The organism is Chitinophaga ginsengisoli (assembly GCF_003014595.1).
Lineage (GTDB): Bacteria > Bacteroidota > Bacteroidia > Chitinophagales > Chitinophagaceae > Chitinophaga > Chitinophaga ginsengisoli.
This window is the reverse complement of sequence record NZ_PYGK01000008.1, coordinates 1-17,329: the sequence shown is the minus strand read 5'-3', so window position 1 is coordinate 17,329 and position 17,329 is coordinate 1. Positions and strand designations below refer to the sequence as shown.

Annotated in this window: 12 protein-coding genes; 5 read left to right on the top strand and 7 right to left on the bottom strand. The window is 37.3% G+C overall.

Going from position 1 to position 17,329, the window contains the following annotated elements; genetic code table 11:
* Positions 1-40: 40 nt before the first annotated feature.
* A complete protein-coding gene (locus CLV42_RS19250; RefSeq protein WP_106603569.1) occupies positions 41-1,441 on the top strand; it encodes a RagB/SusD family nutrient uptake outer membrane protein in 1,401 nt (466 codons plus the stop codon).
* A gap of 59 nt (positions 1,442-1,500) precedes the next feature.
* A complete protein-coding gene (locus CLV42_RS19245; protein ID WP_106603568.1) occupies positions 1,501-2,802 on the top strand; it encodes a redoxin domain-containing protein in 1,302 nt (433 codons plus the stop codon).
* Between the two features lie 1,768 nt (positions 2,803-4,570).
* On the opposite strand, the gene CLV42_RS19240 is transcribed toward CLV42_RS19245, so the two are convergent.
* From CLV42_RS19240 to CLV42_RS19225, 4 genes are all read right to left on the bottom strand, one after another.
* Positions 4,571-7,270 (bottom strand): lanthionine synthetase LanC family protein, encoded by a 2,700-nt coding sequence (locus tag CLV42_RS19240; protein WP_106603567.1) that lies wholly within the window; start codon positions 7,268-7,270, stop codon positions 4,571-4,573.
* Between the two features lie 27 nt (positions 7,271-7,297).
* Complete coding sequence (locus tag CLV42_RS19235; RefSeq protein WP_106603566.1) at positions 7,298-7,771, bottom strand: peroxiredoxin family protein; 474 nt, start codon at positions 7,769-7,771, stop codon at positions 7,298-7,300.
* A gap of 22 nt (positions 7,772-7,793) precedes the next feature.
* Entirely contained in the window at positions 7,794-8,222 is a 429-nt protein-coding gene (locus tag CLV42_RS19230) for a MauE/DoxX family redox-associated membrane protein (RefSeq protein WP_106603565.1), read from the bottom strand.
* 307 nt (positions 8,223-8,529) lie between these two features.
* Positions 8,530-9,549: a helix-turn-helix domain-containing protein gene (locus CLV42_RS19225; protein ID WP_106603564.1), complete on the bottom strand. Its 1,020-nt coding sequence runs from the start codon at positions 9,547-9,549 to the stop codon at positions 8,530-8,532.
* Between the two features lie 196 nt (positions 9,550-9,745).
* On the opposite strand from CLV42_RS19225, the gene CLV42_RS19220 reads away from it, so the two are divergent.
* The 3 genes from CLV42_RS19220 to CLV42_RS19210 all read left to right on the top strand — a co-directional run bounded on the left by CLV42_RS19220 (position 9,746) and on the right by CLV42_RS19210 (position 12,262).
* A complete protein-coding gene (locus tag CLV42_RS19220) occupies positions 9,746-10,357 on the top strand; it encodes an RNA polymerase sigma factor (RefSeq protein ID WP_106603563.1) in 612 nt (203 codons plus the stop codon).
* A 41-nt stretch (positions 10,358-10,398) separates the two neighbouring features.
* Entirely contained in the window at positions 10,399-11,550 is a 1,152-nt protein-coding gene (locus CLV42_RS19215) for a FecR family protein (protein WP_106603562.1), read from the top strand.
* 82 nt (positions 11,551-11,632) lie between these two features.
* Entirely contained in the window at positions 11,633-12,262 is a 630-nt protein-coding gene (locus CLV42_RS19210; protein WP_106603561.1) for a hypothetical protein, read from the top strand.
* A 243-nt stretch (positions 12,263-12,505) separates the two neighbouring features.
* On the opposite strand, the gene CLV42_RS19205 is transcribed toward CLV42_RS19210, so the two are convergent.
* Genes CLV42_RS19205 through CLV42_RS19195 form a run of 3 tightly spaced genes read right to left on the bottom strand, consistent with a single transcriptional unit; the run spans position 12,506 to position 16,742 of the window.
* Positions 12,506-14,227 (bottom strand): amidohydrolase family protein, encoded by a 1,722-nt coding sequence (locus CLV42_RS19205; RefSeq protein ID WP_106603560.1) that lies wholly within the window; start codon positions 14,225-14,227, stop codon positions 12,506-12,508.
* Position 14,228: 1 nt separating this feature from the next.
* The gene (locus tag CLV42_RS19200) at positions 14,229-15,728 is read right to left on the bottom strand and encodes a hypothetical protein (protein ID WP_106603559.1); all 1,500 of its coding nucleotides are present in this window, start codon (positions 15,726-15,728) and stop codon (positions 14,229-14,231) included.
* A 3-nt stretch (positions 15,729-15,731) separates the two neighbouring features.
* Positions 15,732-16,742 carry a nucleoid-associated protein gene (locus CLV42_RS19195; protein ID WP_106603558.1) on the bottom strand — a complete coding sequence of 337 codons (1,011 nt, stop codon included), beginning with the start codon at positions 16,740-16,742 and terminating at the stop codon, positions 15,732-15,734.
* Between the last annotated feature and the right edge of the window lie 587 nt (positions 16,743-17,329).

The window sequence follows — 17,329 nt, the reverse complement described above, 5'->3', positions numbered from 1 at the left end:
AAATATCTGATGACTTCAGATGTATCATTAAACCTTGACCATGGCGATTCAAAAATACCTCCACTTAATTGTTCTATATTCTATTTGTGTTTGTGGAACTGCATGTAAAAAACTAGTAGAAGTTGCACCCCCAAAAACGCAGTTAGTTACTACAAACGTATTTGAAAATAACTCTACTGCAACGGCCGCATTAACTTCTATCTATGGTCAAATTTCATCCCTTTCCGACTTATCATGGTTAACAGGGATGTCATCTGATGAATTTTTAAATTACAGCACCACCCAGTCATGTATTAATGTCTATGGAAATTCCCTGATTGAAAGCGACGCGTCTTTGTTGTCAAATTTCTCCTGGAATCCACAATACCAGTTCATTTACCAGGCGAATGCCGTTATTGAAGGCCTTCAGCGCTCAACTGGCGTGAGTGACCAAATAAAAAATCAATTACGTGGTGAGGCGCTGTTTATTAGAGCATTAATGCACTTCTATTTAGCAAATTTGTACGGTCCGATCCCTGTGGTTACAACAACAGACTATTCAAACAACTTAAAACTGTCCAAAACGAATGTAGCGGATGTTTACAAGTTCATTATTACCGATTTGACGGAGTCAGTAGATTTATTAAGTGACAACTTTGTAAATGCTGCTAACAATCCAACCACGGATAGAGTAAGGCCAACAAAGTGGGCTGCCTATGCCTTACTTGCACGAGTATATCTTCACAATAAAGACTATGCAAATGCAAAAATTCAAGCGACAAAGGTTATTGACAACTCTATTACATTTATGATCGTCAAAGATCTCAATTCGGTTTTCACGATGAATAGTCAGGAGACAATATGGTCAATAATGCCTCCACCAGGTAGGGGATATGATACAGACGAAGCACGTAAATATATTCTTACGTCAGCTCCGAATCAGACGACCGGTGTATCACTAAGTTATCTACTTCTGTCCAGTTTTGAGCCAGGAGACAAACGTATGAATAGCTGGGTTGGAGAATACGTTGATAACACCTCGAATGTCACCTATTGCTTTCCATATAAATACAAAATACTTACCGATGCTTCAATTTCAGAATACAGTATAGTGCTGCGATTGGCAGAGCAATATCTCATAAGAGCGGAAGCTGAAGCTCAACTGGAAGAGTTTGCAAATTCGGTTGCAGATATAAATGTTATAAGAGCGAGGGCTGGATTATCCGATCTGCCCATAATGTCAAAACAAGACTTATTAAATTCAGTTTTACATGAAAGACAGATTGAGCTTTTCTCGGAAGGTTTCAGGTGGTTTGATTTAAAGCGTAGAGACGATTTTGAATTACTTATGAACAAGATAGCTGTGAAGAAAGGAGTAGTCTGGAATGATTATCAACAACTATATCCAATTCCTGCAAGTGATGTAAAGAGTAGTAATATAGTGCAGAACAACGGGTACTAATCTGTTCTAGCTGGCTATCTTATTTTTTTTCTTTAATAAAATGTTCAAATTATTTTTTGATGAAATATAAGGTATTATCATTTATGTTTAGTCTGTTTTGCTTTTTTGGCGTAATTGGACACGTGCTTGCAGACAACGGCTTTCCGGAGATAGGAAAGAAAATCGAAACATTCAATTTTAAGAATATTAAATATTACAAGCATAGATCCATACCAATTGACTCGTTTAAAGGAAAATGGCTTATTCTGGATGTGTGGGATAAACATTGCACCACTTGTATAGCAAGCCTACCTAAAATGGATAGTCTTCAGAATAAATTCTCGGATGAGATTCAAATAGTAATGGTAGCACCCCCGGACGTAGAAAATGAGAAGATATATGACAGATTTAGAGAAAAAATGAAATTGAATCTTCCTGGTGCATTTGAGGACAGTATCTATGAGCGATTTGACATTGCAGCACTTCCATTTATCATCGTAGTCGATCCTGGTGGAATTGTTAAAGCAGTTACCTATAGGGTAAATTTTGACGATATAAATGATTTCCTACAAGGAAGAACACCTGTTCTTCCAAGAATTTATGGAAAGACTGAGCAAGATAAAATTCATAGTAGATACGATAGTAAAATTCCCTATTTAATAAACGGGAATGGGGGGGCGGAAGACCACATTTTATATAGATCTCTTTTAACAATCACCGACAAACCGACAGAGGGTTTTCCCTCGCGTATAGGACTTGATAAATATGGGAAATTTGAACTATTAGGTGTCGATTTGAATTTTCTATATATGTATGCTTTCATCGGGCGATATCCTCATTGGGGACCTCGAGATTCACTTTATGGGAAATTCTCACCACGGGTAGAATGGCAACCAGTTGATCCGTCCTACTCCAGTCAAAATGAAAAGGGCGGAGAAAAATTCTATTGCTACAGTCTAATTGCCCCTAAAGAAAAGGGCGATAAAGCATACCTAATGAGAGTAATGCAAAATGACCTAATGAATTATTTTGGATATAGTGCTTACATTGAAAAAAAGAAAATGCCATATTGGCGACTTGTGGCATCCAAAGATGCACCTTCAAAACTTAAAGCTACAGGTGGGGCATATTATGTTACACCAGGCAAGGTTGCTACTGGAGTAACGGTTCGGAATTATCCGATGAAAAACTTTATCATATTACTTCCCAATGACGGTACTCCTATTATTGATGAAACCGACATTTCAGGAAATATTGATATAACATTAGATTGCATAATGACAGACTTCAACCAGGTCAAGAAAGAACTTAATATCCACGGACTAGATCTCATAAGGGGCGAAAGAGAGATGGAGGTGTTAATCGTCAAATGCTCTAACTGACCAATATAATTTGTTTATTCAATATTCGATTCGCGTCAAAAACGCGGAAAGAGGCGCCTTGGGTTTCTGAGGCGCCTCTTTAATTCATAAAAGCGTTAATCGATTCTAGGATGTATGGCTTCACAGTTTAGGCTATTTATTGTATAAACGGTGCGGTGTAAAGCTGTACCAGTAGTACAAAGACCAGTCCTGTTTCCGCACCAAGTCGTAAACAATGTACATTGTAATAGGTGAAGTGCAGTTTTAACGCGAGAATTAGCGACAAACTTATTATGGCCCATGGTTGATATTGCGCCAACTATGCCTAAAACGAGAGAAGAAACGCCAAAGATTACAGATGAATTTTTCATAGCAGTGCTGCTTTTTAATCCCAAAAACAGCAAAAACTTTTAACAATTAAAAAAGAACCTACTCTTTCCTCAGGTTTTCGGTTTCCCCTGGTTGCCTTGTCGGTGTCGACAACGAGATTTATTTTTATATAGATCTCTTTTAACAATCACCGACAAACCGAAAAAGGTTAATTGAATCTACCATGTATGTTTGTACAGTTTAGGCTGTTTATTGTATAAACGATGCGGTGTAAAGCTGTACCAGTTGTACAAATACCTGGCCCGTTTCCGCATGTAGTTGTAAACAATGTACATTTTATTAGGTGAAGTGCAGTCTTAACGCGAGCATTAGCGACAAACTTATTATGGCCCATGGTTGATATTGCGCCAACTACACCTAAAACGAGAGAAGAAACGGCAAAGATTACAGATGAATTTTTCATAGCAATGCTGCTTTTTAATCCAAAAACAGCGAAAACTTTTAACAATAAAAAAAAGAACCTACTCGCGTATGAGACTTGATAAATATGGGAAATTTTAACTATTAAGTGTCGATTTGAATTTTATATATATCTATGCTTTCATCTTGCGATATCCTTATTGGAGATCGCAAGATTCACTTTATGAAAAATTCTCACCACAGGTAGAATGGCAATCAATGGATTCAAATATTCGATTTGCGCCAAAAGCGCTGAAAAATATCGCAGAAAGAGGTGCCCTGGATTTCCGGGGCGCCTCTTTAAATCATAAAAGTGTTAATTGAATCTAGGACTTAGGATGTACCTTTGAACAGTCTAGGCTGTTTAGTGTGAAAACAGTGCGATGTGTAAGAGTAGTACAAACACCAGTGCCGTTTCCGCAGGTAGTTGTAAACAATGTACATTGCAAGTTGTGAAGTTTAGTAATAATGCGAGCATTAGCGGTAAACTTATTATGGCCCATGGTTGATATTGCGCCAACTACACCTAAAACGAGAGAAGAAACGCCAAAGATTACAGATGAATTTTTCATAATAATGCTGTCTTTTAATCCAAAAAACAGCGAAAACTTTTAACAATTAAAAAAGAACCTACTCTTTCCTCAGGTTTTCGGTTTCCCCTGGTTGCCTTGCCGGTGTCGGCAACGAGATTTAATATGCATATAATCTTTACATAGTTTTAAAAAATTAGCATGGCTTTATATTGATACAAAGGCTATTGATAGTATAAAGAATTCTATGGTGAGCTGTTCCAGTTGTTGCAGGTCTTCCGCCTCCATGTCCACCACATGTGGTGGTAAATAGTGTACATGTTAAATTATTATAAGTCCACACTCTTGCATTCGGTGCAGCAGGCCTTCGCGCTCTAATATTGATTGTTGCCGCTACAATAGCAAGAATGAATGAAAGCCCATTATAGTAAAGCAATTTATTTTTCACGCGTTTCAGTTTTGATGGGAGACTATAGCGGTAATAAAGGGTAATTGATTTTTTCTATGTTGAGTCTGCGTATCAAAAAATGTATAATTCCACATGCACCATACATTAAGTTGGAAACGGCTTCAGGATGTGCATCCATCGCCCAGTAACCTGAACCACTTCTGTGGTGAATGCAAGTGCGCTTAAAAAGCTCAACTATCCAGTCGGCCCTGGCTATCCATTCTGTGTTTTTAAATACTTTAGAAGCTTCTAAATAAAGATGTCCAAGTCCGGAAAGTCCATCTAATACAGAGAAGTTTACATGTATGATTCTACCAGGCAAAATGTCTAAAGAACTTATTGCAATGGATTTGTAATTAGGATCATTCAGCACTTGAAATGCCTTGATATATAAAAATATGATGCCAGGTACGCCCTTTTCAAAAGACACCAAATCTAGATTTTTACTATTAATTGATGTTGTCCACAAATAGGCATTTCCTTTTCTCTTAGCATTTCTGGTCAACCATTTCATCCCTTTTATTACGGCATCTTTTATTCTATTGTCATTTGGAAATCTATTAACAGCAATTAACAGAAAGTATAAAACTCCGGGAATACCTGATGCAAATCCTAAATCAGTTCCCTGAGATCGAATGTTGCTCGGTATATTCCAGGCACCATTCGTTAATTGCTTGCCCAATATTATATTTATATATTCGAATAATTTTCGGTCAATAAACTCGTTTGGTAAACTACCTTGACATTGAATTAACGCTATTCCCTGACCAGCCAAGCCAGAATCAATCGAAATTAAATTTGAATTATTTTCAAAACATCTAGTTAGCAAATTAAGAATAATTGGGTCAGCTGGCAGCAACTCAGCTCGTACGCCATAGGCTATTGCTACAGCGATACCTGCCATTCCTTCAAATAATCCTAAATGTTCTCCCTCAGGTGCATCAGTAATTACTTTTTGTACATGTGCCCAGCTATTCTGATAGCTAACTAAGCACTTACTTACATCAAATCCATTCATCTTTGCGATGGACAGCAAATATATAATTCCACTAATACCCTGTTTGCAACCTGTTAATAAGGCTGTCTCCATTTGATTATTACCAATTAACGGATCACTTGAAAGCAATGTAAACCATATATTGCTGTCCGTGATAAGAAATGGGTGAACTAGTCCATCAACTGAACACTGTATTGTTTCTTCAATAGAGGGATAATTATTTAGTTCTGAAGACACTTGTGACTCAATTTCTCTTTCATTCAGTTCGCTTTTGTTTTTTAAGGACTTAGCTAATCGAGAGACACTTTGCGTTATTTCAAGGACATTTGGCCTTTCATTTGCATCGTCAGTTAAACACCTACTAATAATCTCACAGATTTGTATGTCATTTATTAAATAAAAAAGATTAGAAGATAGATACTTAGTCCTTATATCGAATTTAACCGGGGGGAGCCCTGTACATAAAAAAGCAAGGAGTGCACCAAGTGCATAGCTATCTTCTGCATACGTGGGCTCCTTTTGCAAACTTTGTTCTTCCGACATGTACCCAACAGTTCCCAATTTAAACGGTGGTAATCCTGTGGATTCCCTTATACAATATGCTAGTTCCATATCGATCAAATAAATTTGCCCCTTTTTTTGTACTAGGAAATTATTGGGTGTTATGTCACGATGTACATATCCTTTTTTGTGCAATATTTGAATTACGTTAGTTATCGACAAATAGAGATTTAGTAAGGCTATTTTCGTTTCATTGGGCATATCAGACCAGGTGCTCATATCATGGCGCTCTAAAATCACATCCTCCAGCGGTTGTCCCTTAACAAATTCCATTACTAAGTAACTGGCATTATTCTCCCGGAAGTGATCAATGATTTTGGGTAATGGAATGTGGCTATGCAGATCCATACTTAGTTGGTATTGCCATTTGAGGCGGTCCTCCATATCTCTACCTTGCTCATCAGTCCACATGTCCTTTTTCCCCTCTTTAAGTATGCAACTTTTGACATTAAATAGCCCCTTCATATAAATTCCCTTTAGAACCTGACCTTTTGCATCGGCTTTCAAAATGAATAAGGGCTTATACCTTTTATTCAGCAGTTTTGGAAGAAAATTGTAAACGGGTTCTGTTATTTCTCTAAATGGCCAGTCTGTTTTACCGGATTTTTTAGTGTTATCATGATTTTTCCTTAATACACTGTCAAAGCTGCCCGACGACTTTTTATTTGGATTATTGAACGCTGTGTCAAGTGTGAACTCATTTGGGTCTTCGTAAGCTGTATACACAAGATGTCCCAGATGTGCCGCTGTTGGTATTACCGGACCTCTAAAGTTTGATGTCAGGGAAATCAGAATTTTTGCCAATTCTAAAGCCTGTTTACTGCAACCTGGATATATCTGTAGAATTTTGGCGAGGTTGCTATATCCTAAATTTCCATCGAGAATATATTTGGCTATATTCCGGTCTTTGACAATTGCAAAAGAAATCTCCTGCGATTTTAATACCGGTAATACTAAGCTTAATACCATATGGATATCGGATCGGATAATCGATAGATAAATTACCCAGCCATACGTTTTCGGAACTTCGCCAACCAGGTAATAATTTTTATGCTCAGAATAAATAAAGCTATTTTTCATCAAAACGTCTGAATAGTCACCGTTCATTGAATAATTATTTTCTGATTGAACAGGCATATTCACGTTTCCTGGATTCATATTCATTTAATATATCGGTTTAGAATTTTATCTCTACTTCTTTAATTCCTCTAAAACCTCATCGGCATTAAATCCTCCCTTTAAAATTAACTTCAGCTTCCTTTCCCGATTAAAGATCGCGATAAACGGAATCTTGTTTGCGTCCTCGAAAAATTTGGGGAACGAAAACATGTTATCCTTTCCCACCACTATGTTGGAATACTTTGTCAAACCAAATTGCTCTTTAAAGCTTTTGATATCCTTAAAGGATGCGACACTTATAAAGTAAAAATTTATTTTTTTTAATTTATCAATGTTATTTATAATGTCCCGTGTTTCGTTTTGGCATTCATCACACTCAGGATGAAAAAAAACAAAGGCTACTGGATTCCCTTGTGGAATGGAGCTTGTTTTAAAATTGGAGCTATCAGTCAGCAGTATATTAAAATCTGGAATTTCGTTTGTATTCGTTGCGGTGCTATTGCAAGAGATGAGCAATATTAGAATTATCAAAAGTCTTGTTTGCATATTTTGTAGTTTGTGTACGGGTTCAATATTTGGCAATTGATGTTTTATTATATGTCCACAGACCTAATAGGGCTATGATCGTAAACAAAATATTAAAATACAAATGTTGCGTCCAGTTCATTTCTTTTATAATACCTCCGCAAGAGCATGGTAATTGGCTATGAGGAACAAATATTACCATGTAGGCTACATAAAGGGTAAACATCAGCATCAAACCAAGGGAACCGTAAATCCCAAATCTTTTCATACGATTTGTTAATAAAAATAGCGCAATCAATAACTCAGCAATTGGTAAAATAATTGCTAATGATATAGCAAAGTTTGATGTCAAAGGTTGCCGCTCTAACTGCATCTTGAATGTACTATATACAAGCAGCTTACTGATTCCCGTATAAGTAAATAGAAGTATTAATAGTTGTGTGGCAACATTAAAAAGGAGTTTCTTATTCATAAAAAGAAGTATATGGGTATTGTAATTTTGAATGGATATAAAAGAGTACTAACAACTCTCCTATAGCCTTAGTAGCTTCAGCTAATATATTCTATTAGACAAAGGGGGTATCTGATTATCTTCAATTGATATCTACTGGTTAACTGCCAATTTATAATTCAAGTAAGCGGAAAGTATATAGCTGTGTATACGAAATTTTATTCAGGGTATACTAATAAATGCATAGACATTTTCATAAGTTGTTACACGCCAAATTTCAGAAATTAAATTTAAAATCAGCTATCATTTGAAATTTTTCAATTATCATTTAGTTATTTTTTTTAGTTTTCCTGTTTCCTATTTTTCCGTTTAATCTAACATCTGCTGGATATTCATTATGTATTTCATAGAAGGCCCGGACAAAATTGGAGCTTGCAGAATAGCCGAGTTCTGCTGCGATTTCTTTAATAGGAATCGAAGTAGTGGTTAGCATTAAAACTGCTTTTTCCATTATTTGACTGGATAAAAATTCAGAGATGTGTATATTAAATAACTGGTAAAAAAGTTGGCCAATCATTTGTTTACTTAATAGAAATTCTTTCGACAGATTCTCAAGTCGGCATGTTTGCAAATTAGGATGTGATCTTATAGTATCTCGTATGTTCATTATTTTTTCTCTATGAGGAATATCTGGCAATGATGCGTTTAACTCTGACTTATCTTGCCTACTTTGCAGAAAATGCGATAAAAAAGAATAAATTATTGATTTAAATGTGATATTTCTGTTTCCATGTGTATAATTATATTCGATTGCTTGCTCAAAGTTGTATATAAGTAAATCCTCCAGATATTCCGTCGCAATCACATCAAAGAGTATTTCATTAGAATATAGTAGCTTGTTCAGTGCTCTTTGAAATATCTCTGCCTCCGCAGAGAGCTCATTCAATAGATCAAATCCCAGTTCAATGTAGATTAATTTCACTTTATCTTTTTTGACTCTTAACCGCGTAGTTCCCTTTGGAACTATAATGAGTGTTGCCGTTAATCGCTTTATTCCCTCGTATAACCTCTCATTAATCTCAATCGTGTTATTGGCCTCTAACAAGATTTGCAATACAACCTTCGGTTCCATGGACTTAATAATCAGGTGCATTGTTTGTTTCGCATCGATGCTATAAAGATATATGGAGCAAAAATTGTTAAGTAGTTTTTGAGTAATTATAGTTCCAGATGAGTACTTTGCATATTCCGTAACTGGCAAACGCTTACTGCTTCTTCTTATTCGTCCAGGTACAGGTGGGTGGGCGCTCTCTTCAAGCAGCGCATAGGGCTCAACAACAAGGCGCATTTTCTAAATTTATTAGGTTAGCAAAACGAGCGAGGGCTCCAGTATCTATGATGAATTTACATAAAATTAACCTTAAAGATCTCCACCAGCAGTTAGATTTAACATGACTGCATACCAATCGCATTTTGTTTATCATGTTTTTATATAGAGCTGATCAGTATTTGAAAAAATGCTGAATTATTAAGCATTGGGAACCATGGGTGTTTATGCTAAAAATTATATTACGAAATCTTTTTTTTTTGTTAATTTTAGCTCTTATATGTCGTGTGATTCTGACTTCATAGTTAAAGCCCTTATTGAGGGGCATAATAGTGCCTACGAGCTTTTTTTCGAAAGGTATTACAATAGACTCTACTATAGAGCTCTTGAATTGGTACTTCTTGATCATGTCGCAGAGGATATGGTCCAGGATACCTTCATGGAGGTATGGGAGAAAAAATTGTATATTCAACCGGAAGACAATAATCTAGATCGAATCCTTTTCGTCGTACTCAAGCATAATTGTATAGATTATTTACGTAGGCATAAAAGTCAAAAAAAATTTCAGGATAATCTTTCTAAAGATTCCCTTGCTTACCAAACAGAAGACTCATTTAAGCACCAGATGGACGAAGCCTTCTACTCCCGTAGATTATCAATGGCTATATCTAAACTTACAGATCAACAAAGGCAAGCCCTGGATAGCGTATATATGCAGGAGAAAACCTATCGGGAAGGAGCATCGACAATGCGTATTGCTTTGAGCAGTTTCAAAAAACACCTGGAGAGGGCAATATTTAAACTTCGCAGAGAATATAGCCAGTTATAGAATAAAATGTACATATCACTCATTGTAACCACATTCGGAGAATGGACGAGGCTTTGAAAATACACGCTGAGATACTTTTTACAAAAGAGTATGTAAATGAAATTACTGAACAAGAAAAGGTTGAGCTGCGAACCCTTGTTAGTGGGAACCCTGAAATCCGGTTAATGTACGATAGGCATATAGCAAGAATAGAAAGCGGGTTGCTTCCCAAAAATCCACCGAAGCGAGATGTTTCAGCAGCATTAGTTATGTTTAATCAAAGGAAGCAGTCGCATTTGAACCGACGGAGGAATTTCCGTTATCTGGTTGCAGCTTCCATTATCTTACTAATTACAGCGCCGTTATTTTTTTTATTGAGAAAAAGTGACTTTGGTGCGAAGTTAGACAACAATGAAAGCATCAAATTTTCAAATTCTATTAAACTGAAAGCTGCAGACGGTATCGTCTATTTACTTGGTAGTAATAACGGTAAGAAAATTGAGCGTGATGGTATCGCTATAAACGATAGTAGTCATACTTTGACTTTTAATTCAAGGAAAAATAACGATTATCGTTTAAACGACTTATTTGTACCTTCTAAATTGGACTATACCTTGGTTCTTTCAGACGGCTCCTCTATTCATCTAAATTCTTCTACAACTCTCAAGTTTCCTTTCAACTTCCCCGAAACCGCCAGAGAGATTTATGTTGATGGGGAGGCATACATTACAGTTAAAACAGATCCTAATAGGCCTTTTATTGTTCATACAGAGATGGGGGATATTAAAGTATTAGGAACCAATTTTAATATAAATACATACAAACCAGGTATAATGATAGCCTCGTTGGTGTCAGGTAGTATAATTATCAATAGGAAGAATGAGGAAATAATAGCTAAACCAGGGTTTGAGGTAGTGAGTACTCTGAACCATCCGGCAGTTACAAGGACATTTGAACCCAAAATGACGCTTTCCTGGATGGATGGTATATTTTTCTTTAATCATTCTTCGATGCGTGAAATTGCTGATGTGATTCCCAGGTGGTTCGATGTCTCGAAAATTGTAATAGATGATAATGAGTTGGCTGCCGCCACATTTACCGGAAGTATTAATAAAAAGAAACCCCTTGACATATTTTTGAAGGCTTTGGAGAAAACCTCAGCCCTTCGATATTATTATGTAGGATCAGAACTTCATTTAAAAAGTGTAAAGTAGCTAAGTATAAAGCCACTGATATGCTATTTCAGTAGGAATAAAGAACTTCATGTTCACTCGCTTGCCTTTAAAATTTTTTTTAATGAGGTTCTATATAGTTAATGATTCACTAGATATTTTAAGAGGAGTCAATGTAATCCCATTGCAGTATTGTAATTTCATTCATACTTTCTCGACACGGCCTCCTCTTTTTTTCACAACGCCGAGTTTAGATATCTTGTATCAGGATTATTCTTTTAACGCTTGTACGATAAGATCTATCATTTTTTTTGTACGCGAAAAAACAATACTACAAGCAAAAAGCAGCAGTATAAGAACAGTTATAAAAAGTGTTGTTTCCGGAGGTATTGGTGTTCAGTTCGACGGTGGAATTGCGGCTGATATAGGCCAGGGAGAATACTTGCTTAGTACGGTAGGAACAGATTCCTGCTTACATTATTTAAATGCCGGTACTCATATCACAGCCCAATTCGAATATCCGTCAAATTATTTTGAGTTGTTGATGCCATCAAATCACAGTCCTGAAAATTGGGTCTATAAAGGCAGTATAAGTAAAAGGCAGGAAATTCTTCAAAGGGATATCGTGAACCACCACATTGTATCAAATGAAAGGGAACAACAGTTCTTTAGGAGCATGAGAGAATTTATGGAAGATGTTGTGAGAGACTACGACCAGCAAATGGGTTTTCAACTTGATCCGAATTCAACTTGATCCTCCTTTATATGTAGTGGGATTATATTAAAAACAAAAACGCCGAAGACATAATCTCCGGCGTTTGCCATTTACGTGCCCAGTAGCGGTAGGGGTCGAACCAAATATGTTTGATTATCAGTAAATTATTCGTGTTTCAGTAAAACTGGCAAGGACATATTGTTAAAAATACCCACCGATCGTAGAGGAGTCTTAAATGTTCGTTATAGACATTGTGAATCACCTAATAAGTCGTTGATATCATTACTTAATGCTGCTTTCAGAAGCCTGATTATTTCGCAGCACATCATTTTCAAATTCGCTTAGAGCCTTATCCAGTTGTTGGAGCTTCTGACGCTTCAGATTAGGTTGTAAAAAGCTAAATGCAATACTGTTTCTAACGATTTTTTTGATTTCAATATAAGGCAGGGAGGGATACCTAGTAGCCAATAAGATATATTGCTGCGTCAAATCAGTACGTAGCACTCCTGCATCATCAGTACTGATAATAATCGGCACCTTGTGCGAGTGATACAACATGATAGGATGTTTCTCATTTTTTACATGCAAGATGAATTCATTACTGCTTAAGTTGATTTCCACCGGTATTTTACGTTTACTCATTGTATTCAGTAGCTCAACACAATGTGCCTCATGAGCGATATCGACACCATGGCCAATGCGTTGCGCACCTGCCACAAAGATTGCCTGTCGGATGTGGTAACGTAGCAGCTCCGGTTGTACCATTCCTGATGCCAGCTCACCGGCATGTAGCGCATATTTGATATTAGGATAGTGCCGGTGTAGGTGAGCAAACATTAACATATGCAGGCTATAGTCCCGCATTGACACTTCCCCATCTTCCGGTGAAACCAGATTAACCCCTACAACCAGTGAGTCTAAGCTGGCTGAGTGAAAGGCGATTAAAAGCTTTCTATATACACTAAGTGGCGGTGCACTCCTGTTGGCATGCAACTGATAACGCATCATGAATGCGCTATCGTCAATAGTTGCCTTTTGATGGAGCAGGTCTAGCTTGTGACAGAATTTTGTAGCAGTATTAGTGACGCCCGCTGTTATAAGAGCAGCATATACCTTATTGAGTGTATCCAATACCGATGTGCTATCAGATAACAGGGCTCCAGTCATTGACTGTTCCCAAGCCGGTCCCGTAGACAGTTGTATAGCGGTATCTGGAGATCCCAGCATAGTTTCAATATAATGTACATTTTCAGCAACGGCTCGTTTTTTGAGTTCCTGCAAACACTTTTGCATATCATAACTTTCCACAGCAGTAAGTCTGGCAAAGGTCGAGAAGAAGTGCTGATCAGTTGGACCGATCAATTCATCATAGTTTTTGACAGACACTTTACGCAAAAAAGCCTGTTTAAGAGAGTCGAACCACATCTCTGAGCGTAGCGCATTAAAATGCTTCCATGGAGGCTTGTGTCGTGCACCTACAGTGTCTACCTCGAGGCTGTACGGGTTCATCCAACCATCGCTGTCAGTTAACATGTTCCAGTAGGTTTCCCCATATATTGACCCAGAATAATGATGATGCAGATCTCCGCCTTTGGGCATGGCTGTTAAAAATGCTGTCAGTATAACATGATCATCACGGATTTTCTCAAAATAATCATTTACCTGTTGGGAGGTCTGGTATTGTTGGGGACGAGATGTGAAGACAATGATAGCAAATAACAGCCATAAGAATAGAAATCCGATACAGCAGATCACGCTTACAAAGACACTTGGACGTTGGGTAAAATCCACAGCGAGGTTTCCGACAGCTTGTGGGGCTTTGGCTCGGACAACAAAGTACAGTTGTGCCGCCCAAATCAGTGTAACAATAAACCCTGTAATCGGTATACTAATAGGAGACCATGACCATGATAAGTCTTTTTTTAGCAATGCTGTAAGCAATAAGACTTCTATAAAAGCCAATACGCCGGAGAATAAATAATTATATTTGCGCATCGTTTTCATTTCAAAGGGTAGGTGTGTAAATATCTCTCTGATTTAGGTGAAATAAAAGCAGTGTAATTGTTGCTAATATGGCTAGTAGCAGCAACCACAGGACGGAATACTCCTGTAATTTGCCATCGATTAACGCCAAGTCCGCTTTGTAGTCACGGTCATTATTTAATATTTTTGTAATGTCTTCTTTAGTAAGTAGATCCTCATTACGGCATTTCATATTGTTATAACTTTCTGTATATCGCAGACGCTGCTGCCGGACTTCCCAACGACTAATAAAAAAATACACAAAAGATATTAGTAGAAATGCAAGGGATAACATTGTAGCCTCCAATGTGAAGGCGCCTTTTACATCTTTGGCAGATAACACACGGACAACAATCATAGAAGCGTACAACGAAACCACTGCCAATGCAGATTTTTGAAAGCTGTTAGCGAAAGTCTCCACGATCTTGCCGGCTTTCTCATTGAATCCCATTAATTGATCGTACATCTTATTACGTAATTCGATATACTGTTTGATGTTTTGGCGCTCATAAACCTTAAATCCGGAAAGTATAGAATGATAGACCGCATCGGGTAGGGTATAGAGATCATTAGAATCAACATTTAGTGAGATTAGATTACGTACAATGCCAATTTTATCCTGGAGGTTGCCACCTGTAAGCAACCATAAATAAATTTTATAGTATGTGTCAATTGAGGCAGTACTTAATTGGGGAATGTCAAAGTCTAGATTGAATGTTTTATACCCATTCAGCTTACCAATCAGCTTATTTTCCCGGATGGTCATAAAATCAGCCACAATGGATAGTAATAATACTAGGGCACACTTTTCAAATTTTTCGATCAATTTTGGTGGCAAGGCACCCTTCGATTCCAGCTTTAAGTCAGATGGCAGTAAAATAGAGTCTTCAACTCCAGAGAACTGACAAACGCTTTTGAGTCGCTCCCATGTTTTTGTATGATCAACGTCTGAACTAGGTTTGGTGCCAATTGGCGGAATGTTTTCTAAAAAATGTACGGTATTGGATCCTGCGCGTTTTGATAAGCTCGCTACTACAAAAATGGCCATTCCCTTACATTTTATCAGATGCCGGGAAAAGACACCAATAAAATCGATCGCTTTAATCTGCGTCAGGTAATGCATGAAAGCGTCATGATCATAAACAAAGGTCATGTTAATATCATGAACCGCTTTATGCACAGTAACAGTCACCTTGCATTCATCCTCTTCATCATAGTTATTCAACAAGTGTTCCCAGCGTTCAAGGAAGGAAGATAGATCTTCTACCCAATTATCAAAGGTAAAAGGGTCATCTCCATCTTCAATTGCCACCTGCCAGTGATCCGTGTATAGATGTTGAAAAAAAGTGGATAATGTATTTACCACGTTATTCTTAGGATTCTTGCATATTGACTTGAGCTCAAGTAGCTCAACAGTTTCTTTGATCTCATTTACTTGATGATGTTCAAAGAATAGGGGTAATAAATTGGATAGTACTAACACAATTTACGATGGTTTAAAATGGTCATAACCGGCATCGGTTCTAATAAGAATATGTTTTAGGTTATCTACTACTACCGACTTTACTGTACGATCCCAATTGATATTTTCTTTTATCACCAGTTCCAGCTGTGGAGTAAGAGGTAGATGCTTAATAATTCGTTTCTTTATCTTGTTGGTGATCACCCGGAAGCGACCATCAAATTCTTGTTTTTCCGGTAAAGCACGGACTCTGTCGGCTACCTTATCCATTTCAAGTGTTTCATCCTCCGGAATATAAGGTGCTATTATACTTTGTACATAATCTTCAAGTACGAATTCTTCTTTAGAACGATAATATTGCACTGTGGCATTACGTAGGTACATGTAATCCCTTGGATGTTTTTCTTTCATTGGATTAAAAATCTTGCGTTCTAGCGCCTCAAAACTTTTTATCGTGTTATATTCATCTGTATATTCTTCTTTTAACTCTAAAAAATCTTGCCACCAATAGGTTGATATTACGGTGCGATAGTCACTTACCTTGGCATGGGTTGGTGCGTCATCTTCACCTAGGTGAGCGCAAAAGGCTTTAAATATCTTCTTTTTTATCGGAAGGCCGGTGGATTTGAGCGTACTACTCTCGTCAATGAAGTCAAAATGTTCTGCTTTGATGATCAGAAAATAACGTAGCTCTCCCATAGTTACCACTGCCTGTATCATCATACCTCTTTGTACTTCTTTATTCAAATGTTCTATGCGCCCTTGTACTCTTGCCTCTGCAGTCATAAGGCGACGGGCAAATCTTCTGGCAGCTACGTCACTGTGATCGTCTGCGAGAATTTTTGCCATATCAGCCATAGTTGTAGTCTCATCAGCAGGGAACAAATATTTTTTACTACGGGCATCTGCTACAACGTCTATAATTAATCCGCCGATGTATTCACCGAAATCAGTTTCTCCTTCAGGTGTAGGTACTTCTAATACGCGGTTAGTATCAAGGTCGAATTTGAAAGCCTTTTGGAAGTCAATCGTCATAATGTTAGTTTGGGGGTCAGTATAGCGGTTTAAGTTTTGTTTGGCGACTAATAATAGATCAACAATATCTAAATTAGGCCATCTTTTAATGGTCTAATTTAGATATACATATAAATATAAATACCTGTATAACCGCTATAAAGCTCAGTCATTATGAAAACTTTCAGTTATCAGGTATTAATATACTAATTTTTTTAGTATTATCGCCCTATTATGATAAAGTTCCATTAGCCTTTTGCTACTGGTTGCTGCAGCGAATTTAGATAATCCCGTAATAAAGGTCCGAGGGGAAAATTCCGGTTATTATTGTTCTTCACCAAAAGTTAGCGAGAGGTATTAATTATAGTAAACTACACTACCTGCCAATTTTCTAAGTGATATTGCATGGTTGCGTTAAGCATCTAACGGTAACATATAACTCTCCTCTTTCGCAGAAAAGCTGATTTTTTCAGATAATAAATTTCGAACCACGGCACCAAACGTCATCCTCTAGGATCAAGGCCAAAAGTTGTGAAGCGAGACGAATTTTTCTAATTTTGCGTTAGGATGAAAGGACCCATACAGGACGGCTATTTCGCATTAGTGGA